Source organism: Egicoccus halophilus (assembly GCF_004300825.1).
GTDB lineage: Bacteria > Actinomycetota > Nitriliruptoria > Nitriliruptorales > Nitriliruptoraceae > Egicoccus > Egicoccus halophilus.
Genome location: NZ_CP036250.1, coordinates 1,329,805 through 1,353,422, shown reverse-complemented (window position 1 = coordinate 1,353,422; position 23,618 = coordinate 1,329,805). Strand labels below are relative to the sequence as shown.

The window sequence follows — 23,618 nt, the reverse complement described above, 5'->3', positions numbered from 1 at the left end:
CGACCGACCGAGAAACGCCCCGCCGGGCCGTCGGCGGGGCGTCGTCGTGCATCCGGGTCGCTCACGCGGACCGTTCCTGCGGTTCCTCGAGCTTGCGCAGCTTGCTGTGCGGGACCAGGGTCGGGTTGACCTTCTCGCGCACGGTGTCCGCGGTGATGACGCAGCGTCCGACGTCCTGACGCGAGGGCAGCTCGTACATGGTGCTGAGCAGCACCTCCTCGAGGATCGCCCGCAGCCCCCGGGCGCCGGTCTGGCGCAGGACGGCGAGGTCGGCGATCGCCACGAGCGCGTCGGCGTCGAACTCGAGCTCCACACCGTCGTACTCGAAGAACTTCGCGTACTGCTTGGTCAGGGCGTTGCGCGGCCCGGTCAGGATGTCCACCAGCGCGTCGCGCTCGAGGGGCTCCACGGAGCTGACGATGGGCAGTCGGCCGATGAACTCCGGGATCAGGCCGTAGCGCACCAGGTCCTCGGGCAGCACGTTGCGCAGCAGCTGGGCGAGGTCGTCACCCCGGGCGGCCGCCACGTCGGCGCCGAACCCGACCCCGCGCCGGCCCTGGCGCTGCTCGACGACCTGCTCGAGTCCGGCGAACGCACCACCACAGATGAACAGGATGTTGCCCGTGTCGATCTGGATGAATTCCTGGTGGGGGTGCTTGCGTCCGCCCTGTGGCGGCACGGAGGCGACCGTCCCCTCGAGGATCTTGAGCAGCGCCTGCTGGACCCCTTCACCCGAGACGTCCCGCGTGATCGACGGGTTGTCCGACTTCCGGGCGATCTTGTCGACCTCGTCGATGTAGATGATCCCGGTCTCGGCCTTCTTGACGTCGAAGTCGGCCGCCTGGATCAGCTTGAGCAGGATGTTCTCGACGTCCTCGCCGACGTAGCCGGCCTCGGTCAGCGCCGTGGCGTCGGCGATCGCGAACGGGACGTTGAGCAGCTTGGCGAGCGTCTGCGCGAGCAGGGTCTTTCCCGACCCGGTCGGCCCGAGCAGCAGGATGTTCGACTTCTGCAGCTCGACGTCCTCGCCCGAGACGTTCGCGCCCACCTGGATGCGCTTGTAGTGGTTGTAGACCGCGACCGCGAGGGTCTTCTTCGCCGCGTCCTGGCCCACGACGTACTCGTTGAGGAACGAGTAGATCTCCTTGGGCTTGGGCAGCTCGTCGAGTTGGAGGTCGGCCGGCTCGGCGAGCTCCTCCTCGATGATCTCGTTGCACAGGTCGATGCACTCGTCGCAGATGTACACGCCGGGGCCGGCGATGAGCTTCTTGACCTGTTTCTGCGACTTGCCGCAGAACGAGCACTTCAGCAGGGCGTCGCCCTCACCGAACTTCGCCATCGCGGCCCTCCACGTTGCGTCGCCTGCCCATCGGACACGAGCTGCCACCGAACCCGGGCGGTCCCCCGACCGCTCCGGTGGCTCGCGGCGATGGTAACGACCGTCGCCGCCGTGCGCTGCCAAGCGGCGGCAGGCCGGGCCTGGCTCAGCGGACCGCGCGCTCCTGCGCCTTGCGGCTGGCGATGATCTCGTCGACGATCCCGTAGTCCTTGGCCATCTCGGCGTCGAGGATGAAGTCGCGGTCGGTGTCCTTGTCGATCTCCTCGGGCGTCTTGTGGGTCTTCTCCGCGAGGATCTCGTTGAGCAGGTCACGCATGCGCAGGATCTCGCGCGCCTGGATCTCGATGTCGACCGACTGGCCCTCGGCGCCACCGGAGGGCTGGTGCAGCAGGATGCGCGAGTGCGGGAGGGCGAAGCGCTTGCCGGGGGTGCCGGCAGCGAGCAGCACCGCGGCGGCCGAGGCCGCCTGCCCCATGCAGATCGTCTGCACGTCCGGCTTGATGTACTCCATCGTGTCGTAGATGGCGAACAGCGCCGTGATCGACCCGCCCGGCGAGTTGATGTAGAGCGCGATGTCCTTGTCCGGGTCCTCGGACTCGAGGTGCAGCAGCTGCGCCATGATGACGTTGGCGATCTCGTCGTTGACCGGCGTGCCGAGGAAGATGATCCGCTGCTGCAGCAGGCGCGAGTAGATGTCGAACGCGCGCTCGCCGCGGTTGGTCTGCTCGATGACGGTCGGGACCAGGTAGTTGGTCGGCGACGGCGTCGAATGGATGAAGTCCACCGCGGTTCCTCTCGGGCATGCATGACGGCTGGTCGCCGACTGTACCCGTGGCTCGGAGCGCGACCGGAGGGTTGCGTCGCGCCGCCTCATGCTGACCGATCGGTGGCGACGACCGTGGCTGAGCCCTGGCCGATCGGCCGCGCGGGGTGGCCAGCACGCAGGGGCACCCCCTACCGTCGTCAGCCAGTGCAACGTGTTGTCGAGGAGATCCCGTGCGATTGCGCAACCTGACCGCCGCGGCCGCCGTCGCGGTCCTCGTCGCCGCCTGTGGCGGGAACGGGGACGAGACCGAGCCCGAGGCCGCCCCGGAGACCGAGTCCGGCACGACCGCCGACCCGGCCGAGGACGACGCGGTCACCGAACCCGAACTGCCCGACCCCGACGACTTCATCACCGACGGGGAGTTCCGCGGGCAGGGCGTGGTCCTGCCGATCCCCGAGGGCTGGAGCGTCGACGAGTTCTCGCTGCTGCAGGGGCTCGTCGTCGCCGTCGACGACGAGGACCCGAGCCAGCAGCTCGCCGCGCAGGCCATCGACGCCTCGGCGCTCGCCGCCGAGGAGGAGATCGACTTCGACGAGCTGCTCGAGCTCCAGCGCAACCAGTTCGGTGACCTCGCCGAGGAGGCCGAACCGGTCGTCGACGAGGAGGTCGAGCTCAGCGGAGCCGACCGGGCGCACCGCCTGCGCTTCGACGAGGTGACCATCGAGGAGCAGCCGGCCTTCTCGCTGGACCTGATCCTGGCCGACGACGGCGACGGCACGGTCGCGCTGTTCAACTACGCCGCACCCAGTGAGGCCTTCGACGAGGACATCGTCGAACTGATGCTCGCGGGCGCCGGTATCGACCCCGACAGCGACCCGCTGGGTCCCGAGCCGCTGCCCCAGCAGGGCCCGGAAGGGACCGAGGACGGGCTGACCGACGAGCCCCAGCCGGTCGAGCCCGACGAGGGCGCCGGCGACGGGGCCGAGGCGCCCGACGCTGCCGAGCAGAACGGCGACGAGCCCACCGAGGACACCGACACCGAGGGCTGAGCCTTCGGTGCGACGACGAAGCGGGCGCCCGCCTCCGAGATGGAGGCGGGCGCCCGTCGTTCACGGTGCGGCGGTGGCCGTCAGCTGCGTGCGCCGTCCGCGTCCTCGTCCGCGGCGGCCTCGGTGTCGACCTCGGCAGCGGCGGCGTCCGGAGTGTCGGCGACCTCGGCGTCGGAGCGCTCCCCCTCGGCGTCCGGAGTGTCGCCAGCCTCGGTCGCGTCGGGGTCGTCGAGCAGTCCGAGCTCGATCAGCACCTCGTCGGACGGGCCACCCTCGACCTGCGCGGACGCGACGATGGCGTCGATGGTCTTGCGACGCAGGATGTCCCCCACCAGCGCCGGCAGGCTGCCCTGCTGCTGGATGACGCGGGCGATCTCCTGGGGCGAGACCCCGTTGGACTGCGCGTGCCGGACGATCTCCTGGTCGATGTCACCCGGCTGCAGGTCGAGCTCGAGCGTGGACGACAGCGCGTCGAGGACGAGCTGGGCCTTCACCGTCTCCTCGGCCTGGGTCTGGGCGTTGGCCTCGAACTCCTCGCGCGAGGTCTCCTCCATCGCGAACAGCTGGTCGACCTCGATGCCGAAGCGCTCGGCCTGGTGTTCGAGCTGGTGGATGCGCCCCTGCTTGTCGGCCTCCACCATCGAGGGGGGCAGCGGGACGTCGACCCGGGCCAGGTAGGCCTCGAGGATGCGGCCGCGCAGCTCGTGCTGGGCCTGCTCGACCCGGCGTCGCAACAACGAGTTGCGCAGGTCGCGCTTGAGCTCGTCGAGCGTGTCGAACCCGGACGCCGTCTGGGCGAAGTCGTCGTCGAGCTCCGGCAGGGTCTTCTCCCGGACGTCCTTGACGGTCACGAAGAAGGTGGCCTGCTCACCACCGTGCTCCGGGTACTCCTCGGGCAGCGCGTCCTCGTAGGAGAACTCGTCGCCGGCGCTCTTGCCGACGAGCTCCTCGTCGAGCTTCGGCGTCACGCCCTGCGAGCCGATCTCGTACAGCGCGTCCTCGACGCGGGCCGACTCGAGCTCGCTGCCCTCGACCTCGACCCGGAGGTCGAGCGTGGCCAGGTCGCCGTCCTGCGCGGCCCGCTCCACCTCGTCGACCTCGGCGAAGCGCTCACGCAGCTGCTCGAGCTGTTCGTCGACGTCCTCGTCGTCGACGTCCCACTCGGGGAAGGTCACCGAGATGCCGTCGTGTGCCGGCGGGTCGAAGCTCGGCCGCACCTCGATGGTCGCGGTGAACGTGCAGCCCTCGGCCTCGTCGAAGGTCTCGACGTCGACCTCGGGCTGTGCGACCGCGTCGATCTCCTCGCTGCGCAGCGCCTCGACGTAGTAGTCGGACAGCGAGTTCTCCATGGCGGTCTGGGCGATCACGCCCTCGCCGAAGCGCTGCTCGAGCAGGCGGCGCGGCGCCTTGCCGGGCCGGAAGCCCGGCAGGCTGACCTGCTTGGCGAGCTCACGGGCAGCGCGGTCGAAGGCCTGCTTCACACGCTTGGGCTCGACCTCGACGGTCAGCTTGACCTTGACCGGGTCGAGGGACTCGACGGACGTCTTCACGTTGGGTGGCTTTCGTCAACTTCGGCTCGCGGGCACGGGCCTGCGGTGGGCGGCACGGGGTGCTCCCGGGCAGTGCGGTGCGCGGGTGGCTCCCGACGGCGAGGGTGGTGCGGGACGGTACGGCACTCGGCCGCGGCGCCTCGTCGGGCATGCCGGCACGCCGGCCGCCGCCGGTCGGGACCGCGATCGTTCCATCTCGGACGCGTCGTGTCCATCCGGCGCGCGGCGGCGACGTGGCGGAGCGATAGGCTCCGCGCCGCCACGGGGTGTGGCGCAGCTTGGTTAGCGCGCCTGCTTTGGGAGCAGGAGGCCGCCGGTTCGAATCCGGCCACCCCGACCGATCCGCCTCCGGCGGACACGTCCCCGCGCCGACGATCGGCCTCGCCGGCGCGCCCTTCGCTCGACGCGACCGGGGCGCAGGGACGGAGGGCACCGGGGCCTGACCGGCGTCACCGTCAGCGACGGCGCGAGGACTCCTGCTTGGTCACGTGCTTGTCGATCTGACGGAACAGGTCGTCGCGGACCTCGCCGACCGCGGTGTCGAGCCGACGCTCGGTGGAAGTCGCCACCAGCTTGGGCAGCCCGCTGATCCAGCACTCGAGCGCGACGCGCTGCTGATCGCTGTCGCGGCCCTTGACGGAGATCTCGAGCTCGACCTGCTCCGCCTCCCAGCGCTGCAGGCGCCGGTCGAGCTTGCCGGAGAGGATCTCGGTGACGCGGTCGTAGTCCTCGGGCTGGAACTCGGGGACGATGCGCAGTCGCTCCGCGATGGTCGTCATGGGCTCGCTACCTCGCTCGGTCGGACGGTCGGGATCGGACGGTGAGACGGGAGCGGCGGACCGCATCGGCGGGCGCGCACCCGTCGAGGGCGACGGTAGGCCGCGCGGCCCGGGTCGGGTGCCCGCCGATGCGGTCCGCCGACCGGGCCGGGCGACGCGTCCGGCACGTTCGCTACGCTCCGTGGGCACCTCGCGGGTGTAGCTCAATGGCTAGAGCTCCAGTCTTCCAAACTGGTGATGAGGGTTCGATTCCCTTCACCCGCTCCGAATGCGCGCCCGAGACCTGCCGTGCGGGTCCCGGGCGCGGCCGTGGGTGAAGGCCGTCGAGCTGGACGGCGCGGGCTACCGCCCGGCGGCGCCACCCGCCTAGGCTGCGCGCCGTCGCCCAGCCACCTGTGAGGGAGCGCCGTCGTGTCCAGTGTCGCGAGCAGCAGCACCGACCACCACGTCCTGAGCGACGTGATCCCCGGGACCTGGGTCCGCGACGGCCTGCTCGCGGTCGGCTTCGCGGGTGCCATCGCCGCGTCGGCGCAGATGCAGTTCGCCCTGCCGGGAACGACCGTGCCCTTCACGGCACAGACCTTCGCGGTCCTGGCCGGTGCGCTGGCGCTGGGCCGCGGACGGGCCGCCGTCGGCTCGCTGCTCTACCTCGCCCTCGGCGTCGTCGGCCTGCCGTGGTTCTCGGGCGCCGGTCCGCACACGATCGGCTACATCGTCGGCTTCGTGGCCGCGGCCGCCCTCGTGGGCACCCTGGCACGCCGCCTGGGGACCGACCGCCCGGGTCGGGTGGTGCTCGCCATGGCGGCCGGCAACCTGGTGATCTGGGCGTGTGGCGCGACCGGCCTGGCCCTGGTGCTCGGCCTGTCCCCCGTCGAGGCGATCGCCGCCGGTGTGGTGCCGTTCCTGCTCGGGGACGCGGTCAAGCTGCTGGCGGCCGCCGGCGTCCTGCCGGCGACCTGGGCCCTGGTCCGGGGTGTGCAGCGGCGCCGGTCACCGCTGCGGGCACGGCACACCGGCGCCTGAGCGCGTGCCCCGATCGCTCAGCGACGCTTGGGCATCACGATCCACAGGACCAGGTAGGCCAGTTCGCTCGCACCCGTGATCGCGAAGATCACGAACAGCAGCCGAACCAGGAACGGGCTGAACCCGTAGTGCTGCGCGATACCGCTGCACACACCGGCGATCAGTCGTCCGTCCCGGCGTCCCGGTCGGTCGAGTCGGTCACTACGGCCCATGGTGTCCTCCTGGTCCAGGTGTCGCGCACGCACGGCGTGCACGGTCGTCGGTCGCCTGTCACCCTGCCAGGCGACCGACGACGACGAACGGGGTCGGGGTGACCGAACGCAAGCCGACCGGCGTGAGCTGGGAGTCGTGGATCGAACGACAGATCCGTCAGGCGCAGGAACGCGGCGACTTCGACGGCCTGCCGGGGGCGGGGCGACCGATCGACGACCTGCACGCGCCGCGGGACGAGAACTGGTGGATCAGGAAGAAGCTCGAGCGGGAGCGGATCGCGACCCTGCCGCCCGCGCTGGCCATCCGGCACGAACGCGACGAGGCCATGCAGCGGGTCACCGAGGCACGCTCCGAGGCGCAGGCGCGCGACATCCTCGAGGCGCTCAACGCCCGCATCCGTCGCGTCAACTCGACCGTCACCTTCGGTCCGTCGACCTCGATCGGGGTCGTGGACGTCGAGACGGTGCTGCAAGCGTGGCGGCGCGGGCGCGGCCAGCCGTCGGACGCCGCACCCGAGGCCCGGATCAGCCCGCCAGCGCCTCGCTGATCGGCGTGTCGCCGCCGGCCAGGTCGAAGCGCTGTCCGATCGTGGCCGGCTCGGCGAGGCAGACCGCGATGGTGGCGGCGACGTCCTCGCGCGGGATCTCGGCCCCGGGGGACGCCTCGAGGGTGACGCGGCCCGTCCCGGGCTCGTCGGTCAGTCCGACCGGTCGGACGATCGTGTGGTCCAGGCCGCTGGCGGCCAGTGCCTCGTCGGCACGCCCCTTCGCCCGCAGGTAGACGTCGAACACCTCCTCGCCCTGGTGGTCGGCGTCGGCACCGATCGAGCTGACGATGACGTAGCGCGAGACGCCGGCGAGCCTGGCTGCCTCGATCAGCTTCACCGCACCACCGTGGTCGACGGTCTCCTTGCGCTCGGGGCCGCTGCCGGGTCCCGCCCCGGCGGCGAACACCACGGCGTCGACCTGCCCGACGGCCTCGGCCAGCGCTTCGGCGTCGGCTTCCTCGAGGTCGCACAGGACCGGCTCCGCGCCGTGCTCCCGGATCTGCTCGAACTGCTCGGTCCGGCGCACGATCGAACGGACCTCGTCGCCGTTCTGGGTGAGGATCCGGGCGAGGTGGCGGGCGATGGTGCCGTTGCCTCCGGCGATGGCGACGCGCATGCGGTTGCTCCTGGGGACGCGGGACGGACGAGGGCGGGAGGACGCGGGGATGACGAGGCGCGGCCCGTGGTCGGCGGGCACGGCCGTCGTGACGCCACGCTCCGGGGCCGGGTCCCGACCGACGCTAGCGACGGGATAGGCTGGCCGGCGTGGCGGCGACCTGGCCGCCCGACGCGACGACACCCGGGGAGCTCGGGACAGCCGGGCTGAGAGGGTGACCGCCTCCTCGTGCGTCCGCCGTGCCACCGTGCGCGACGAACGGGAGAGCGTCACCGACCCGTGGAACCTGAGCCGGGTAATGCCGGCGGAGGGAGGTGCCACGATGCTGATGGACCCAGCGGCCGACCCGGCCGACGTCGTGGTGCTCCTCGGTGGGGACCCGCTGCCCGGACACGGGCTGCCCGAGCTGCCGTCGCGGGCCTTCGTGATCGCCGCGGACTCGGGACTGCACCTGGCCCGCGACCACGGCCTGCCCGTCCACCTGCTCGTCGGTGACCTCGACTCGGTGGACGCCGCGCAACTGGCCGCGATCCGCGCCGACGGTGTGCCGGTCCAGCAGCATCCGGTGGACAAGGACCGCACGGACCTGGCGATCGCGTTGGATGTGGCGGTGGGGCTCGCCCCCGCCCGGGTGACCCTGCTGGGCGGCCACGGCGGTCGCCTCGACCACCTGCTCGGCAACGCCCTGGTCCTGGCGTCGTCGGCCTACGCCGCGATCGAGCTCACGGCACGGGTCGCCGGCGCCACCATCACGGTGGTGCGCGAGCATCGGACGCTGCACGGCACGGCTGGCGACCTCGTCAGCCTGCTCCCGGTCGCCGGCGACGCCCGTGGCATCACGACCGAGGGCCTGCGGTTCGCCCTGCGCGACGAGGACCTCGCCGCCGGGTCGACGCGTGGCATCAGCAATTCCTTCCTGTCGGATCGCGCCACCGTGCGCGTGCGTGCCGGCGTCCTGCTGGCCGTACAGCCCGGACCGACCGATCCCGAACCCGCCTGAGGAGTAGGCATGCGCACACGAGCGCGCACCCTGGCCGGCGCCACCGCGCTGGCGATGTTGGCCGCGGCCTGTCAGCAACAGGACCCGGCCGCGATCGACGATCCCGAACCGACCGAGGACGAGACCGGTGCGGACGACATGTCGCCGCCGCCCGACACCATCGAGCAGACCACGCTCGTGCTGATGACCCACGACTCGTTCGACGTCGACGAGGAGGTCCTGGCCGCGTTCACCGACGAGAGCGGCATCGGCGTGGACCTCGCGCCTGCCGGGGACGCCGGCGCGACGGTCAACCAGGCCATCCTCACCCGTGACGCGCCGCTGGGCGACGTGCTCTTCGGCGTCGACAACACCTTCCTCTCGCGGGCACTCGAGGCCGACCTGTTCGTGGCCTACGAGTCACCGGAGCTGGAGCAGGTCGACGAGCAGTTCGTCCTCGACGACGAGCACCGGGTCACGCCGGTCACCCGCGGCGACGTGTGCCTGAACTACGACCGGGCCTGGTTCGAGGAGAACGACGTCCCTCTGCCCGACGACCTCGCCGACCTGACCGACGAGGCCTACGCCGGCCGGCTGGCGGTCATGAACCCGGCCACCTCCTCCCCCGGGCTCGCCTTCCTGCTGGCCACGGTCGAACGCTTCGGCGAGGACGGCTACCTCGACTTCTGGGAGGCGCTGGTCGACAACGACGTGCTGGTCACCGACGGCTGGTCGGAGGCCTACTACGACGAGTTCAGCGCCACCGGTGAGGGCGACCGTCCACTGGTGGTCTCCTACGCGTCGAGCCCGCCGGCCGAGGTGTACTACGCCGACCCGCCGCCCGACGAGGCACCGACCGGCGTGATCGAGGCGTCCTGCTTCCGCCAGGTCGAGTTCGCCGGGATCCTGCAGGGCACCGAGCACGAGGCCGAGGCGCGTCTGCTGATCGACTTCCTGATCGGGCCGGAGTTCCAGGAGCAGCTGCCGCTGACGATGTTCGTCTTCCCGGTGCGCACCGACGCGTCGCTGCCCGAGGTGTTCGAGACCCACGCGGTGCTGCCCGACGACCCGCTGGAGCTCGCCCCCGAGACGATCGGCGAGGGCCGCGACGCATGGATCGAGGCCTGGACGAGCACGGTCCTGCGGTGACCCTCCGCGAGCGCGCGGCACGGTGGCTGCCGTTCACCGTGCCGGCGCTCTTCCTCGCCGTCTTCTTCGTGCTGCCGGCGGGCACGATCGTGCTCACCGGCCTGCGGCCCGAGGGACGCCTCGATCTCGGCACGCTGCCGAGGGTCCTGTCCGATCCGGGGACCCTGCGCGTCGCGTGGTTCACCCTGTGGCAGGCCGCCGCCTCGACGGCCTTGACGCTGGTGCTGGGTCTGCCGGGCGCCTATGCCCTGACCCGCCTGCGGTTCCGGGGGCGGGCCGCCCTGCGGGCTGCCGTCATGGTGCCGTTCGTCCTGCCCACCGTGGTCGTCGGCAGTGCCTTCCTGGCACTGCTCGGCCCACGTAGTCCGGTCAACGCGGCCTCGGTCGCGCTGCTGGGCGAGGCGGCACCGACCCTCGACCTGCGCCGGACCGTGACCGCGATCCTGCTGGCCCACGTGTTCTTCAACTACGCGGTGGTGGTCCGCAGCGTCGGTGGCCTGTGGGAGCACCTCGACCCGCGGCTGGAGGACGCCGCACGAACGCTGGGCGCCTCACGCTGGCGGGTGTTCCGGGAGGTCTCCTGGCCGCTGCTGCGTCCGGCGGTCGCGTCCTCGGCGGCGATCGTGTTCCTGTTCACGTTCACCTCGTTCGGGGTCGTGCTGATCCTGGGGGGCCCCGGGCGGGCGACCATCGAGGTCGAGATCTACCGGGCGACGGTGCAGTTGCTGAACCTCCCGCTGGCGTCGGTGCTGGCGCTGCTGCAACTGGCCGCGGTGACCGCGGCGCTGGTCGCCTACGGCCGACTGCAGCGCCGCGTCACCCGCCAGCCGTTGCGCAGCGCGGGCAGCACCGCCCGACCGCCACGCACCGTCGGCGAGCGGCTGTTCCTGGCCGTCAACCTGGCCGTGATCGTGCTCCTCGTGCTCGCCCCGTTGCTCGTCCTCGTGGAACGCTCACTCGCCGTCGACGGCGGCTACGGCTTCGCGCACTACCGGGCGCTGTTCAGCGACCAGCGCAGCACCGTGCTGGCGGTCGCGCCGCTCGAGGCGATCCGCAACTCGGTCGTGTTCGGGCTGGCAGCAGCCCTCGTGGCGCTGGTGGTCGGCGGTTGTGCCGCCACGGCGGCCTCCCGACCGGGACGTGCCGGGCGCGTGCTCGACCGGGCCCTGATGCTGCCGCTGGGCACCTCGGCGGCGACCGTCGGCTTCGGCTTCCTGCTCGCGCTGGCCCGGCCGCCGCTGGACCTGCGCGGCTCGCTGCTGCTGGTCCCGGCGGCGCAGGCGCTGATCGCCACGCCGTTCGTGGTCCGCACGTTGCTCCCGGTGCTGCGCTCCATCGACCAGCGCCTGCGTGACGCGGCCGCGACCCTGGGGGCGACACCACGGCGCGTGTGGCGGGAGGTCGACCTGCCGATCGTCGGCCGGGCCGTGCTCGCCGCCGTCGGGTTCTCGTTCGCGATCGCGGTCGGCGAGTTCGGCGCCACGGTGTTCCTCGCCCGGGGGCAGACGCCCACCATGCCGGTGGCGATCTTCCGGCTGCTGGGCCGGCCGGGCGTGGCCAACTTCGGCCAGGCGATGGCGATGTCGACGATCCTGATGTTCGTGACCGCGTCGGCGGTCGCGGTCCTCGATCGGCTCCGGGTGGGCCAGGTGGGACGGTTCTAGATGCTGCGGGTGCACGACGTCCGGATCCGCTACGCCGACCGGCTGGCCGTCGACGGCGTCGACCTCACCGTCGGTGACGGCGAGGTCGTGGCCGTGCTCGGTCCGAGCGGCTGCGGCAAGTCCACGCTGCTGCGGGCCGTTGCCGGGCTCGAACCGCTGGACGACGGCACGATCGTGCTCGACGGGCACGATCTCGCCGGGCGGCGCCCGGACCAGCGTCCCGTCGGGTTGATGTTCCAGGACCACGCCCTGTTCCCCCACCGCGACGTCGGCGACAACGTCGGTTTCGGGCCACGGATGCAGGGGCTGCCGGCCGACGTCGTCACCGCGCGCACCCGCGAGGCCCTTGCCCTGGTGGAGCTCGCGGGCGCCGAGCGACGCGAGGTGACCGAACTCTCCGGCGGCGAGCAGCAACGGGTGGCGCTGGCACGCGCCGTGGCCGTCCACCCCCGACTGCTGATGCTCGACGAGCCACTCGGATCGCTGGACCGTGCCCTGCGGGACCAGCTGCTGGCGCAGTTGCCCGAGGTGTTCGGCCGCGTCGGCTGCGGCGTGCTCTACGTCACCCACGACCAGGACGAGGCGCTCACGCTGGCCGACCGGGTGGCGGTGATGCGAGCCGGACGGTTGCTGCAGGTGGCCGAGCCACCGGTGTTGTGGTCGCAGCCGGTCGACGAGTTCGTGGCCGGCTTCCTCGGGCTCGACCAGGTGGTCGACGTCCGGGTCGCCGACGGCCGGGCGGACTCGCCGTTCGGCCCGGTCCCGCTGCCGGGGGCACGCGAGGGGGCGGGACGACTGCTCGTGCTCCCCGACGCCCTCGACCTGTTGCCCGGGGGCGGCGCCGGGAGCGGCGCGCACGAGGGCCCCGGACTCGACGGGGTCGTCGTCCGGCGACGGTTCGCGGCCGACCGCACCCTGCTGGTGGTCGCGGCCGCCGGACGGACCTGGGAGGTACCGGCCCCGCGCGGCGAGCGGGCCGGCCGGCCCGGAACGCCGGTGCGCCTGCGTCTCGACCCCACGCGTGTGCACCTGTTCGCTGGTCGTGCCTCCGGCGGATGACGCCGGACGGTGCGGCTATCGTGGCCCGCACCGTCCCGACCCGGGAACACGGCCTCGAGGTCGCGGAGGACGTCGCCCGAAGGAGTTCCCGGTGCAGCAGGGCGATCGCCCCGAGCCGCGGCGTGTCGAGAGGCTCGATCTCGCCGCGATGCCCGCCGACGGCGCGTATGCCGCCGCACTGCAGCATCTCGGGCATCTGCTGATCGACGGGACGGAACTGCGCGAGGTCCTGCTCGAGGTCGTCGCCGGCATCCGTCTGGCCGTCCCCCACGTCGATGCCGTGAGCGTCACCACGCTCGACGAGGATGGCGCGTACACGACCGCCGTCAGCACCGACCCGCGGGCGCAACGGGTCGACGAGCTCGAGCACCGCGAGCACCTCGGCCCCTGCGTCGTGGCGTTCGAGACCGGCGAGCGCCAGCTCGTCACCGACGTCCGCGAGGACGAGCGGTGGCCGGCCTTCAACGCTGCCGCGGAGACCGCCGGTTTCCGCTGCGTCGCGGGACTGCCCCTGCACGCCGGCGGTGCAGTACAGGGGGCGCTGAACCTGTTCGCCGCGCAACCGCACGGGCTCGACGAGGACGACCTCGACCGATGTCGCCGGCTCGTCCCCGCCGTCGGCGCTGCGCTGGCCAACGCGCGCGCCCTGCTCGGCTCGGAACGTCTCGCACAACAGCACGAGCGGCGCCTGCAGGAGATCGCCGTCCTCCACCAGGCCGTCGGCGTCCTGATGGCGGACCGGGGTTGTGACGCCCGGACGGCCGCCTCACTGCTCGAACGGACCGCCGAGGCGACCAGCCGGACCCTGCACGACGTCGCCGAGCAGATCGTGGGCAGCCTCACCGACGGCTGAGCGCGCCCGGCGCCGAGGAGCTGGGCGGCGCCGGGGCACGCGCGGATCAGCCCGCCGCGTCACGCATGGCCTGCCGGGCGTGTTCGTCGCCCAACGCGATCGGCGCGCCGACCGCCTCGTCGGGAATGGCGAAGGCGTCCACCAGCACCGACGCGAACGGCCGCAGCTGCGTGCACAGCTCGTTGACCGCTGCCGTGACGGCCTTCGAGCGCTGCGCGTCGAAGCGTCCGTGCTCGAGGTACCAGCCGCGTTCCGCCTCGATGACGCTCAAGGCGTAGAGGTCACAGAGCCGGTCGAGCAGCGCCGCCACCTCGGTGTCCTCGCAGGCCTCGATCCGGGCCGCGAAGCTCTCGAGCACCACCCGGTCGACCGAGGCCCGCGCCGCGAGCAGGACGTGGTCCTGGACGTCGTTGAAGACGTCGAAGCCGTCGCCACCGGCGTCCACGCCGGCCTTGAGACGACGTGCCACCCCGGCGATGACGTGCTGCTCGCGCCAGGCGAAGGTCTGCAGCTGCCATGCCCGGTCGTGCAGGTCGGTGTCCTCGTCGCGGCTGACGATGCCCGTGATCGACTGCCACAGCTGTCGTGCGGCGGTGCGCTCGACGACGGTCTCCACGAGCTGGTCCGCGACCCAACGCGCCATCCCGAAGGTGTCCATCGAACCGAACTCGCTGCGGTAGTCGGTCAGCAGCCCCTTGGCGACCAACTGCAGGAGCACCGTGTTGTCACCCTCGAACGTCGTGAAGACGTCGGTGTCGGCCTTCAGTTGCGTCAGGCGGTTCTCGGACAGGTAGCCGTTGCCGCCACAGGCCTCGCGGCTGGTCTGGATCGCCTCGGTGGCGTGCCAGGTGGTGGCCGCCTTGATGCCCGCCGCGCGCGCCTCGAGCTCCTGGCGGTCGGTCATCTCCCCGGACGCCTCCTCGTCGGCGAACGAGGTGTGCAACCGTTCCAGCAGGTCCTGCTGGGCGGCGTGCAGGGCGTAGGTCTTCGCCAGCAGCGGCAGCAGGCGCCGCTGGTGCTGTCGGAAGTCGAACAGCACCGCCTCGCGCTCACCGTCGGGCGACCGGAACTGGCGGCGCACCCCGGCGTAGCGCACCGCGATGGTCAAGGCGGTCTTGGTGGCCGAGAGGGCGGAGCCCGACACGCTGGCCCGCCCCGTGACCAGGGTCCCGAGCATGGTGAAGAAGCGGCGGGAGGGCTGCTCGATCGGGCTGGTGTAGGTGCCGTCCTCGGCGACCTGACCGAAGCGGTCGAGCAGGTTGGTCCGCGGCACGCGGACCTGCTCGAAGCGCAGACGGCCGTTGTCGACCCCGTTGAGCCCGCCCTTGTGGCCGCAGTCCTCGATGGTGACGCCGGGCATCGCCTCACCGTGCTCGTCACGGATCGGGACGAGGAAGCAGTGCACGCCGTGCGAGGCACCGTCGGTGATCAACTGGGCGAACACCGCCGCCATCCGACCGTCGCGGGCGGCGTTGCCGATGTAGTCCTTGCGGGCGTCCTCGTCGGGGGTGTGCACGACCCATTCCTGCGTGTCCGGGTCGTAGGTGGCGGTGGTGCGCAGCGACTGGACGTCGGAGCCGTGACCGGTCTCGGTCATGGCGAAGCAGCCCGGCAGGTCGAGGCTGATGACCTCGGGCAGGTAGCGCGAACGGTGCTCCTCGCCACCGAGGTTGAGGATCGCGCCGCCGAACAGTCCCCACTGGACCCCGGCCTTGACCATCAGGGACAGGTCGCCGTGGGCCAGCATCTCGAAGGACGTCAGCGCGCCGCCGAGGTCGTCACCACCCCCGTACCGCTCGGGGAACAGCAGGCCGGGACCGTCGGACTTGGCGAGGTGACGGGCCTGCTCCATGGTCCGCTGGCGATGCTCCTCGAGCGACAGGCCGTGGACGGGGGCGAGCAGCGGGTGGCGCAACTCCTCCCGGCTGCGGTCGCGCACCTCGGCCCAGCGGCCGTCGAGGTGGGCCTGGACGCGCTCGGCGGTGACGCGCTCGCCGTCGAGTGGCGGCAGCTCACTGGTGGCACTCATGCGGATGCTCCTGACGGGAGGGCGAGCGACCCGGTCAGATGCCGTCTCCGGCCGGACCGGTCGCGCAGGGTGAAACGCCAGCCGTCGTCCGTACGCGTGGTGTGCAGCGCGACGGTGGCAGGCAGCAGGACGGGCTGTCGGAAGTCGACGTCGAGGCGGACCGGACCGGCCGGGCGCTCCGCCACGGCGGCGACACAGCGGGCGGCGGTCCACATGCCGTGCGCGATCGGTCGGGAGAAGCCGCCCAGGCGCGCGGTCAGCGGGTGCAGGTGGATGGGGTTGCGGTCGCCGGACACTGCGGCGTACCGGCGGCCGAGGCCACCCTCGAGGCGCCACACGGCCGTCGGCGGTGGTGTGCCGTCGGCCGGACCGGGCTCGCTCGTCGTGTCGGCGGGAGCGGGGCCGTCCGTGCTGGTGGCTCCTTCCGTGCGGCCCGGACCGTCCGTGTCGCCCGGACCGTCCGTGCCGCCCGGACCGTCCGTGCCGGTGGATCCGCGACGCAGGTAGGTGCTGCTGGCGTTCCACACCGGTTCGCCGTCGCGCTCGATCTCGACCAGGACGTCGAACTGCCGGCCCCGTCGGTGTGGTCGCAGGTGCCGGGCGCGCACCCGGAGCTCGAGGCGATCCCCGACACGGATGGAGGTGCGCTGATGGACGTGTTGGGCCACGTGGACCAGCCCGGGCAGGGCGAAGGGGAAGTCCCGCGCCGCCATCAACTGGACCGCGAGCGGGAACGCCAACAGATGCGGGTAGGTCGGCGGGACCGCGTCGGCGAGCCCGAAGCCGCAGACGGCCGTGTAGTCGGCGACGTGTCGGCGGTCGACCACGACGTCGGACACCACCAGCGTCCGCTCGGGCAGCGTGTCGCCGCTGCGGCCGGCCAGGCCGGCCAGGCCGGCCAGGGAGCGGGCGTAGAGCCGGCCGAGCCCGGGCAGGGCCGGCAGCTCGACCACGTCGTCGCGCGGCGTGTCGGCCATCGTCAAGCCCCCAGCAGCGACTGGCCGCAGACCCGCACGACCTGACCGTTGACGGCGCCCGAGCGCACGTCGGCGAGCCACGAGACGGCCTCGGCGACGTCGACGGGTCGGCCACCCTGGTTGAGGCTGTTCATCCGTCGGCCGGCCTCGCGCACCCCGACGGGCATGCGCTCGGTCATCGCCGTCTCGATGAACCCGGGCGCGACGGCGTTGCTGGTCGCGTCCCGGTCGGCGAGCTCGTCCGCCAGCGCCTCCACGCGGCCGATGACGCCGGCCTTCGAGGCGCCGTAGTTGGTCTGCCCCCGGTTGCCGGCGATCCCACCGATGGACGACACGCCGACGATGCGCCCACCGGGGCGCAGCAGGTCGGCGTCGAGCAGCGCCTCGTCGAGCCGCTCCTGGCTGACGAGGTTGACCTCGAGGACCGCGTCCCAGCGGGCGTCGTCCATGCCGGCCAGCGTCTTGTCCCGCGTGATGCCGGCGTTGTGGACCACGACGTCGACGCCGCCGTGCCGCTCGCGCAGGTGGTCGACGAGCGCCTGCGGGGCGCCCTCGGCGGTGACGTCGAGGTGCAGCGTGCTGCCGCCGACGTGGTTGGCGACCCGGGCGAGCGCCTCGCCCTGGGCCGGGACGTCGGCGCACACGACGTGGGCACCGTCACGGGCCAGGACGGCGGCCATCGAGGCGCCGATGCCCTGCGCCGCGCCGGTGACCAGCGCGACGCGTCCGGTGTGGGGCCGCGCGGGGTCGTCCACGACGATCTCGCCGCCGGCACTCGGTCGCAGCGTCACGACCTGGCCGGCGACGAACGCCGAGCGCGCCGAGAGCAGGAACGCCAGCGTCGAGGTGGCCTCGTGCTCGGCGCCCTCGGCGATGCGCACGAGGTTGCAGGTCGAGCCCTGCCGCAGCTCCTTGCCGAGCGAGCGGGTGAAGCCCTCGATGGCGCGCTGGGCGGTGCGTCGCCGCACGCTGCCCTCGTCGGTCGCGCCCGCGAGTACGAGCAACCGGGCGTTGGGGGCGGTACGACGGATCGCGGCGGCGAAGAAGGTGTACAGCTCGCGCAGCCGCGCGCTGTCGTCGATGCCGCTGGCGTCGAACACCAGTGCGCCGTAGCGGACCGTCTCGTCCTCGTGCGGCTCGCGGTGGACGTCGGCGTCGGCGTCGGTGAGGACGCCGAGGACCGCGTCGAGCAGCCGCCCGCCCGCGGCCGCACCGACCAGGGCCGGGTGCTCGAGCAGCGGCTGCCCGGGCGCGTACCGGCGCAGCGGCTGGGGCACGGGCAGGCTCAGCGCGTCGGCGACCTGGCGGCCGACCGACGAGGTGACCAGTTGTTGGTAGCGATCGGGCACGTCAGTCCTCCTGCTTCTCGAGGATGGCGACGACGCCGTTGCCGCCGGCGGCGCAGATGGAGATCAACGCACGGCCGCCACCGCGCTCGTGCAACAGCTTGGCGGCCGTGGAGACGATGCGGCCGCCGGTGGCGGCGAACGGGTGCCCGGTCGCCAGCGACGAGCCGGTGACGTTGAGCTTGCCACGGTCGATCGATCCCAGCGCGGCGTCGCGACCGAGCCGCTCGCGGCAGTAGGTCTCGTCCTCCCACGCCGCCAGCGTGGTGAGCACGGTCGAGGCGAAGGCCTCGTGGATCTCGTAGACGTCGAAGTCCTGCAGCGTCAGCCCCGCCCTGTCGAGCATGCGCGGCACGGCGTGGACGGGCGCCATCAGCAGCCCCTCGGGCTCCCCGTCGCCGTCACCGTGCACGTGGTCGACCGCGGCGGTCTCGGCGTGGGTGAGGTGGGCGAGCACCGGTAGCCCCTGCGCGGCGGCCCACTCGTCGGAGCCGAGCAGCACCGTGGAGGCGCCGTCGGACAGCGGCGTCGAGTTGCCGGCCGTCATCGTGGCCGCCTCCCCCAGCGTGTCCGTGCCGAACACCGGCCGGAGCTTCGCGAGCTTCTCCACCGACGTGTCGGGCCGCAGGTTCTGGTCGCGTTCGAGGCCGAGGAACGGGGTGACGAGGTCGTCGAGGAAGCCACGGTCGTAGGCCGCGGCAAGGTTGACGTGGCTGGTGACCGCCAGCTCGTCCTGGGCCTCGCGGGAGATCCCCCAGCGGTCGGCGGTGACGGCCGCGTGCTCCCCCATCGACAGCCCGGTGCGCGGTTCGGCGTTGCGTGGCAGGTCGGGTACCAGCTGTCCGGGCCGCAACCGGGCCAGCACCTGCAGCCGCTGCTGCAGCGTGCGGGCGGCGTTGAGGTCGAGCAGCACGCGACGCAGGTCCTCGTTGAGCGCGACGGGGGCGTCGCTGGCCGTGTCCGAGCCTCCCGCGACGCCCCACTCGATCTGCCCGAGGGCGATCTTGTTGGCCACGTTGATCGTCGTCTCGAGCCCGGTGCCGCACGCCATCTGGACGTCGTAGGCCGGCGTCGCCGAGTCGAGCGACGACCCGAGCACGACCTCGCGCGTGAGGTTGAAGTCGCGGCTGTGCTTGAGCACCGCGCCGGCGACCACCTCGCCGGCGCGCTGCCCGGCGAGCCCGAAGCGGGCCACCAGCCCCTCGAGTGCGGCCGTGAGCAGGTCGCTGTTGCTGGCCCGGGCGTACGGGCCGTGCTGCCGGCCGAACGGGGTGCGGTTGCCACCGAGGATGGCGGCGGGGCGCGCGTGCATGGTCGTCGTCCTTGGCAGATGGAGCGCGAGCTACAGCAAGCGTTCCGCGTGCTGGCCGCTGGCGCCACCGTGCCACACGGGCGAGCGACCACGTCCCGTTGCCGACGTCGACGTCAGGTCGAGTGGCGGACGACGAGCTCGGTGGGCAGCACGACGTGCCGGGGCGCGGACTCGCCGGCCAGGCGGGCGCACAGCAGCTCGACCAGGCGACCACCCATCTGGTCGATCGGCTGCCGGACCGTGGTCAGCGGCGGCTGGGCGGAGGCGGCGACCAGCGAGTCGTCGAACCCGACCACGGCCACGTCCTCGGGCACCCGCCGGCCAACGGCCGCCAGCGCCTGCAGGGCACCGACGGCCGCGAGGTCGGAGGCCGCCACCACGCCGTCGAGGTCGGGTTCGCGCGCGAGCAGCGTCCTCATGGCCCGCGCCCCGCCCTCGCGGGTGAAGTCCCCGACGGCCTCGAGCGTCGGCGCCTCGGGCAGGCCGGCCGCGGCCCGGGCGCGACGGAAGCCGGTCAGCCGGTCGCGTGCGGCCACCATGTCGGGCGGGCCGGCGAGCGCACCGACGTGCCGGCGGCCGCCGGCGAGCAGGTGGGTCGTGGCGAGCTCGGCACCGCCGAGGTTGTCGACGTCGACCCAGGACACGGGCAACTGGTCGTCGATCGGCCGACCACCGAGCACGACCGGCACGCCGTGCGCGTGCAGCCGCTGCGGCAGTGGGTCGTCGCCGTGCAGCGAGAGCAGCAGGGCACCGTCGGCGTGGCCGCCGGTGAGATAGCGCTCGATGCGGTCGCGCTCGCGGGAGCCGTCGGGGTCGAGCTGCGGATCGGCGGCGGCGAGCAGCAGCACGAGTTGCAGCTCGGTGCGGGCGACCGCGCTGCTGACGGCTCGGACGATGCCGGCGAAGAACGGCTCGTCGAAGACGCGCGACTCCGGTTCGCGTACCACGAGCGCGATGGTGCCGGTCCGGCGGGTGGCCAACGAGCGGGCGGCGCGGTTGGGCACGTAGCCGAGTCGCGCCACCGCCTCCTCGACCGCCCGACGCGCCTCCGCCGACACGCGGGGGGAGCCGGTGACGACGCGGCTGACGGTCGAGCGCGACACCCCCGCCGCCCGGGCGACCTCCTGCAGCGTCGGGGCGGTCGGGCGCGGCGTGGGCGGCTGGCTCACCGCGGAGCCGAACCCGACCGGGACGCCAGCAGCTCGCGGTACCAGTGCGCGGAGGCCTTCGGCGTGCGCTCGAGCGTGTCCCGGTCGACCCGCACGATGCCGAACGTGCGCTTGTACCCCTCGGCCCACTCGAAGTTGTCGAGCAGCGTCCAGACGTAGAACGCCCGCAGGTCGACGCCGTCCTGGGCCGCCTGTGCGAAGGCCTCGAGGTGGCGGTCGAGGTAGCTGATGCGGTCGTGGTCGTCGACGCGGCCCTCGGCGTCGGGGACGTCGGGGAACGCCCCGCCGGTCTCGGTGATCGCCATGGGCACGCCGTAGTCGGCGTGCAGACGCACGAGCAGGTCGTACAGGCCGCTGGCGTCGATCGTCCAGCCCATCTCGCTGGTGGGCTCCGGGCCGGGCAGTTCGACGAGTTCGTCCTGTCCGGGGCCGGCGGGCGTCCCACCGTCGTGGCCTTGGCTGCGTGCACCGATGTAGACCGGCGTGTAGTAGTTGAGGCCGAGCAGGTCGACGGGGGCGGCGATCTCCTCGAGGTCACCGTCGCGGTGCAGGGCGGGCAGGTCGGCGATGGGCTCCCAGGCGGCGAGGACCTCGTCGGGATAGATCCCACGGAACAACGGATCGGTCCAGACGCGGTTGCGGATCGCGTCGCCGAGCGCCGCGGCGGCGTGGTCCTCGGCCGCGTCGGAGGCGGGACGCACCGGAGCCGGGTTGAGCACGATGCCGATGTTCGCCCCGTCGCCGAGCACCTCGCGCATGACCCGCGACCCGCGGCCGTGGGCGAGCAGGAGATGATGGGTCGCGGCGACGGCACGACGGGGGCTGCGCACGCCCGGTGCGTGGACGCCGACGTCGTAGCCGAGGAAGGCGGAGCACCAGGGTTCGTTGAGCGTCGACCAGTCGCGCACCCGGTCGCCGAGGTGCTCGGTGACGATGCGGGCATAGGTCGCGAACGCGTCGACGATCGACCGCTGTGCCCAGCCGCCGGCCGTCTCGAGCGCCTGCGGGAGGTCCCAGTGGTACAGGGTCGCCAGGGGGGTGATCCCGCGCGCCAGCAGCCCGTCGACGAGACGGTCGTAGAACGCCAGGCCGCGCGGCTCGAGCCGCTGACCGTCGGGCAGCACGCGCGGCCAGGCGATCGAGAACCGGTAGGCGTCGACCCCGAGCCACGCCAGCAGGTCGAGGTCCTCCTCGAGCCGGTGGTAGTGGTCGCAGCCCGGCTCGCCGGTGTCGCCGTCGGCGATCGCACCGGGGACGCGTCCGAAGACGTCCCAGATGGAGTCCCCCCGTCCGTCGACGTCGGTGGCACCCTCGATCTGGTAGCTCGAGGTCGCGACCCCGAAGCGCAGGCCGGGCAGGCGGTCGGCGTCGAACGTCATGCAGGCTCCTGTCGTCAACGTCGGCGAGGGCGCTGCCCTCGCCGTGGGCCCGCCGCGCTCGCACGGTCGGTCGGGCCGGTTCGCCGCCCCGGACGTGCAACGTCCCCGGGCGCCACGACGCTCCCGACACCGCAAACGGCGTGGGAGCGCTCCCACATCTTCGTGGGCGGACCGGCCCTTGTCAACGCCGACCGAGCGGGACGCCCGTCGGCGCGCACCGACGGGCGGAATGTTACAAACGGATCACGGCAGGTCGTCACGTACCCTACGGTGGCAGTCGTAGGTTGGCCCGCTCCGACCTACCCGCCCGCTCGGAGGGAGAGCGAGTGGTCCCAGATCCAGCGGCGTCCCCGGATGCCGCACGGAAGAAGGTCGACAGCAATGCGTCATTCGAAGAGGTTGGCCGCGGCGATGGCCGCGTCCGCGCTTGTGCTCGCCGCCTGTGGTGGCGACGGTGACGGGGAGACGGCGACCGGCAACGGCAACGGCAACGGCAATGGCGGCGAAGAGGGCGGCGACGAGCTCGCCGGCACCGAGGTGTCCATCTTCGGCGCGCCGACCAGCGTCGAGGGTGACGCGATCAACGCCGTCATCCAGGAGTACTTCAACGAGCCGACCGGCGCCAACGCCGTCTACGAGGGCTCGGACCAGTTCGAGTCGCAGATCCAGATCCGCGTCGACGGGGGCAACCCGCCCGACATCGCGATCTACCCGCAGCCCGGTGCGGTCGTCGACCAGGCCGAGCAGGGCAACGCCATCTCGCTCGAGTCGATGGGCTTCGACATCGCCGACCTCGAGGAGCGTTTCGGCGAGTACCTGATCTCGCTCGGCGAGTACGAGGGCGAGCACTACGGCATCCCGACCAACGTCAACTACAAGTCGTTGGTCTGGTACAACGTCCCGGTCTTCGAGGCCGAGGGGTACGAGATCCCGGAGACCTGGGACGACCTGATCGCCCTCTCCGAGCAGATGGTCGCCGACGGCTACACGCCCTGGGCGATCGGGACCGGCTCCGACGACGCCACCGGATGGCCCGCCACGGACTGGATGGAGGACATCGTCCTGCGCCAGGCCGGCACCGACGTCTACGACGGTTGGGTCGAGAACGAGGTGGCCTTCGACGACCCGGAGATCGTCGGGGCCGCGGAGACCTTCGACGAGATCCTCTCCGGTGAGGGCTTCGTCGTCGGCGGCCGCCAGGCCATCCCCGACATCGACTTCCGCGACGCACCCGCCGCCATCATCGGTGACGAGCCCGACGCCCTGCTGCACCGGCAGGCGTCCTTCATCACCAACTTCTTCCCCGACGGGGCGGAGTTCAACACCGACTACGGCGTCTTCCCGTTCCCGAGCATCGACGGCAACGACGGCGCGCTGATCGCCGGTGAGCTGGCGGTCGTCTTCGAGGACCGTCCCGAGGTGCGCGAGTTCATCGAGGTGTTCACCGGCGAGGAGGCCCAGTGCGCCCAGGGCAGCTTCGCCGAGGTCGCCCGCATCTCGCCGAACGTCAACACCACGGCGGACTGCTACGAGGACGAGGTCGTCGCGACCGCGGCCGACAACACCCTGACCGCTCTGCGTGAGGGCACGGCGCGCTTCGACGCCTCGGACCTCATGCCGCCGCAGGTCGGCTCCGGGTCGTTCTGGACCGCCATGAACGAGTGGATGCGCGGCGGCGACATCGAGTCGCTGTTCGCCGACGTGGAGAACAGCTGGCCGGCCGACTGACCCGGCCGGGTCGTACGAGCGGGGGGTGTCGCGGTCGCGGCACCCCCCGCTCGCGTCCGAGCCGTCGAGGCGGAGGTCCACCGGCAGCGGGG

Annotated in this window: 21 protein-coding genes and 2 tRNA genes; 11 read left to right on the top strand and 12 right to left on the bottom strand. The window is 72.5% G+C overall.

Annotation, left to right across the window (positions count from 1 at the left end):
- Positions 1-61: 61 nt before the first annotated feature.
- Positions 62-1,339 (bottom strand): ATP-dependent Clp protease ATP-binding subunit ClpX, encoded by a 1,278-nt coding sequence (gene clpX, locus ELR47_RS06115; protein WP_130649089.1) that lies wholly within the window; start codon positions 1,337-1,339, stop codon positions 62-64.
- A gap of 145 nt (positions 1,340-1,484) precedes the next feature.
- Positions 1,485-2,123: an ATP-dependent Clp protease proteolytic subunit gene (locus ELR47_RS06110; RefSeq protein ID WP_308420347.1), complete on the bottom strand. Its 639-nt coding sequence runs from the start codon at positions 2,121-2,123 to the stop codon at positions 1,485-1,487.
- A 212-nt stretch (positions 2,124-2,335) separates the two neighbouring features.
- On the opposite strand from ELR47_RS06110, the gene ELR47_RS06105 reads away from it, so the two are divergent.
- Positions 2,336-3,154, top strand: a complete 819-nt coding sequence (locus ELR47_RS06105) for a hypothetical protein (RefSeq protein WP_130649087.1) — start codon at positions 2,336-2,338, stop codon at positions 3,152-3,154.
- A gap of 80 nt (positions 3,155-3,234) precedes the next feature.
- Here ELR47_RS06105 and tig read toward each other — a convergent pair whose 3' ends face one another.
- The gene (gene tig / locus ELR47_RS06100) at positions 3,235-4,704 is read right to left on the bottom strand and encodes a trigger factor (RefSeq protein WP_130649086.1); all 1,470 of its coding nucleotides are present in this window, start codon (positions 4,702-4,704) and stop codon (positions 3,235-3,237) included.
- Positions 4,705-4,966: 262 nt separating this feature from the next.
- On the opposite strand from tig, the gene ELR47_RS06095 reads away from it, so the two are divergent.
- Positions 4,967-5,041: transfer RNA gene (locus ELR47_RS06095), tRNA-Pro, on the top strand.
- 118 nt (positions 5,042-5,159) lie between these two features.
- Here ELR47_RS06095 and ELR47_RS06090 read toward each other — a convergent pair.
- On the bottom strand, positions 5,160-5,483 hold the full coding sequence (locus tag ELR47_RS06090) for an HPF/RaiA family ribosome-associated protein (RefSeq protein ID WP_130649085.1): 324 nt from the start codon (positions 5,481-5,483) through the stop codon (positions 5,160-5,162).
- 192 nt (positions 5,484-5,675) lie between these two features.
- On the opposite strand from ELR47_RS06090, the gene ELR47_RS06085 reads away from it, so the two are divergent.
- Together ELR47_RS06085 and ELR47_RS06080 are read left to right on the top strand one after the other, a co-directional pair.
- Positions 5,676-5,747 (top strand) — tRNA-Gly (locus ELR47_RS06085).
- A gap of 147 nt (positions 5,748-5,894) precedes the next feature.
- The gene (locus ELR47_RS06080; RefSeq protein WP_205745473.1) at positions 5,895-6,506 is read left to right on the top strand and encodes a biotin transporter BioY; all 612 of its coding nucleotides are present in this window, start codon (positions 5,895-5,897) and stop codon (positions 6,504-6,506) included.
- A gap of 17 nt (positions 6,507-6,523) precedes the next feature.
- On the opposite strand, the gene ELR47_RS06075 is transcribed toward ELR47_RS06080, so the two are convergent.
- Entirely contained in the window at positions 6,524-6,718 is a 195-nt protein-coding gene (locus ELR47_RS06075; RefSeq protein WP_130649084.1) for a PspC domain-containing protein, read from the bottom strand.
- A gap of 98 nt (positions 6,719-6,816) precedes the next feature.
- Here ELR47_RS06075 and ELR47_RS06070 point away from each other — a divergent pair, with 98 nt between their 5' ends.
- Positions 6,817-7,266: a DnaJ family domain-containing protein gene (locus ELR47_RS06070; protein WP_130649083.1), complete on the top strand. Its 450-nt coding sequence runs from the start codon at positions 6,817-6,819 to the stop codon at positions 7,264-7,266.
- On the opposite strand, the gene ELR47_RS06065 is transcribed toward ELR47_RS06070, so the two are convergent.
- Positions 7,244-7,882, bottom strand: a complete 639-nt coding sequence (locus tag ELR47_RS06065) for an SDR family oxidoreductase (RefSeq protein ID WP_130649082.1) — start codon at positions 7,880-7,882, stop codon at positions 7,244-7,246. The genes ELR47_RS06070 and ELR47_RS06065 overlap by 23 nt on opposite strands.
- 322 nt (positions 7,883-8,204) lie before the next feature.
- Between ELR47_RS06065 and ELR47_RS06060 the strand changes: the two genes are divergently transcribed.
- The 5 genes from ELR47_RS06060 (at position 8,205) to ELR47_RS06040 (ending at position 13,586) form a co-directional block, all read left to right on the top strand.
- Positions 8,205-8,882 carry a thiamine diphosphokinase gene (locus ELR47_RS06060; RefSeq protein ID WP_130649081.1) on the top strand — a complete coding sequence of 226 codons (678 nt, stop codon included), beginning with the start codon at positions 8,205-8,207 and terminating at the stop codon, positions 8,880-8,882.
- A gap of 9 nt (positions 8,883-8,891) precedes the next feature.
- Positions 8,892-10,010 (top strand): thiamine ABC transporter substrate-binding protein, encoded by a 1,119-nt coding sequence (locus tag ELR47_RS06055; RefSeq protein ID WP_130649080.1) that lies wholly within the window; start codon positions 8,892-8,894, stop codon positions 10,008-10,010.
- On the top strand, positions 9,974-11,674 hold the full coding sequence (locus tag ELR47_RS06050; protein WP_130649079.1) for an ABC transporter permease: 1,701 nt from the start codon (positions 9,974-9,976) through the stop codon (positions 11,672-11,674). Before ELR47_RS06055 ends, ELR47_RS06050 begins: the two co-directional genes overlap by 37 nt.
- A complete protein-coding gene (locus ELR47_RS06045) occupies positions 11,675-12,733 on the top strand; it encodes an ABC transporter ATP-binding protein (RefSeq protein ID WP_130649078.1) in 1,059 nt (352 codons plus the stop codon). It begins immediately after the preceding gene.
- A gap of 91 nt (positions 12,734-12,824) precedes the next feature.
- Positions 12,825-13,586 (top strand): GAF and ANTAR domain-containing protein, encoded by a 762-nt coding sequence (locus tag ELR47_RS06040; protein ID WP_130649077.1) that lies wholly within the window; start codon positions 12,825-12,827, stop codon positions 13,584-13,586.
- 46 nt (positions 13,587-13,632) lie between these two features.
- Here ELR47_RS06040 and ELR47_RS06035 read toward each other — a convergent pair whose 3' ends face one another.
- The 6 genes from ELR47_RS06035 to ELR47_RS06010 form a co-directional block, all read right to left on the bottom strand.
- A complete protein-coding gene (locus tag ELR47_RS06035; RefSeq protein WP_130649076.1) occupies positions 13,633-15,615 on the bottom strand; it encodes an acyl-CoA dehydrogenase family protein in 1,983 nt (660 codons plus the stop codon).
- Positions 15,612-16,592, bottom strand: a complete 981-nt coding sequence (locus tag ELR47_RS06030; protein ID WP_130649075.1) for a MaoC/PaaZ C-terminal domain-containing protein — start codon at positions 16,590-16,592, stop codon at positions 15,612-15,614. The genes ELR47_RS06035 and ELR47_RS06030 overlap by 4 nt, the downstream gene beginning before the upstream one ends.
- A 2-nt stretch (positions 16,593-16,594) precedes the next feature.
- Positions 16,595-17,941, bottom strand: a complete 1,347-nt coding sequence (locus ELR47_RS06025) for a 3-oxoacyl-ACP reductase (protein WP_130649074.1) — start codon at positions 17,939-17,941, stop codon at positions 16,595-16,597.
- A 1-nt stretch (position 17,942) separates the two neighbouring features.
- Positions 17,943-19,250 (bottom strand): acetyl-CoA C-acetyltransferase, encoded by a 1,308-nt coding sequence (locus ELR47_RS06020; RefSeq protein ID WP_130649073.1) that lies wholly within the window; start codon positions 19,248-19,250, stop codon positions 17,943-17,945.
- 113 nt (positions 19,251-19,363) lie between these two features.
- Entirely contained in the window at positions 19,364-20,419 is a 1,056-nt protein-coding gene (locus ELR47_RS06015) for a LacI family DNA-binding transcriptional regulator (RefSeq protein ID WP_130649072.1), read from the bottom strand.
- Positions 20,416-21,798 (bottom strand): GH1 family beta-glucosidase, encoded by a 1,383-nt coding sequence (locus tag ELR47_RS06010; protein ID WP_130649071.1) that lies wholly within the window; start codon positions 21,796-21,798, stop codon positions 20,416-20,418. The genes ELR47_RS06015 and ELR47_RS06010 overlap by 4 nt, the downstream gene beginning before the upstream one ends.
- A gap of 381 nt (positions 21,799-22,179) precedes the next feature.
- Between ELR47_RS06010 and ELR47_RS06005 the strand changes: the two genes are divergently transcribed.
- Entirely contained in the window at positions 22,180-23,526 is a 1,347-nt protein-coding gene (locus ELR47_RS06005; protein ID WP_165403873.1) for an ABC transporter substrate-binding protein, read from the top strand.
- Positions 23,527-23,618 lie beyond the last annotated feature (92 nt).

Excerpts from the sequence above, each read along its gene's own strand:
- ELR47_RS06035 (WP_130649076.1), bottom strand. The coding sequence starts at position 15,615 with ATGAGTGCCACCAGTGAGCTGCCGCCACTCGACGGCGAGCGCGTCACC.
- ELR47_RS06065 (WP_130649082.1), bottom strand. The coding sequence starts at position 7,882 with ATGCGCGTCGCCATCGCCGGAGGCAACGGCACCATCGCCCGCCACCTC.
- ELR47_RS06055 (WP_130649080.1), top strand. The coding sequence starts at position 8,892 with ATGCGCACACGAGCGCGCACCCTGGCCGGCGCCACCGCGCTGGCGATG.
- ELR47_RS06030 (WP_130649075.1), bottom strand. The coding sequence starts at position 16,592 with ATGGCCGACACGCCGCGCGACGACGTGGTCGAGCTGCCGGCCCTGCCC.
- ELR47_RS06010 (WP_130649071.1), bottom strand. The coding sequence starts at position 21,798 with ATGACGTTCGACGCCGACCGCCTGCCCGGCCTGCGCTTCGGGGTCGCG.
- ELR47_RS06045 (WP_130649078.1), top strand. The coding sequence starts at position 11,675 with ATGCTGCGGGTGCACGACGTCCGGATCCGCTACGCCGACCGGCTGGCC.
- ELR47_RS06075 (WP_130649084.1), bottom strand. The coding sequence starts at position 6,718 with ATGGGCCGTAGTGACCGACTCGACCGACCGGGACGCCGGGACGGACGA.
- ELR47_RS06005 (WP_165403873.1), top strand. The coding sequence starts at position 22,180 with ATGCGTCATTCGAAGAGGTTGGCCGCGGCGATGGCCGCGTCCGCGCTT.
- clpX (WP_130649089.1), bottom strand. The coding sequence starts at position 1,339 with ATGGCGAAGTTCGGTGAGGGCGACGCCCTGCTGAAGTGCTCGTTCTGC.
- ELR47_RS06090 (WP_130649085.1), bottom strand. The coding sequence starts at position 5,483 with ATGACGACCATCGCGGAGCGACTGCGCATCGTCCCCGAGTTCCAGCCC.
- ELR47_RS06060 (WP_130649081.1), top strand. The coding sequence starts at position 8,205 with ATGCTGATGGACCCAGCGGCCGACCCGGCCGACGTCGTGGTGCTCCTC.
- ELR47_RS06020 (WP_130649073.1), bottom strand. The coding sequence starts at position 19,250 with ATGCACGCGCGCCCCGCCGCCATCCTCGGTGGCAACCGCACCCCGTTC.
- ELR47_RS06050 (WP_130649079.1), top strand. The coding sequence starts at position 9,974 with ATGGATCGAGGCCTGGACGAGCACGGTCCTGCGGTGACCCTCCGCGAG.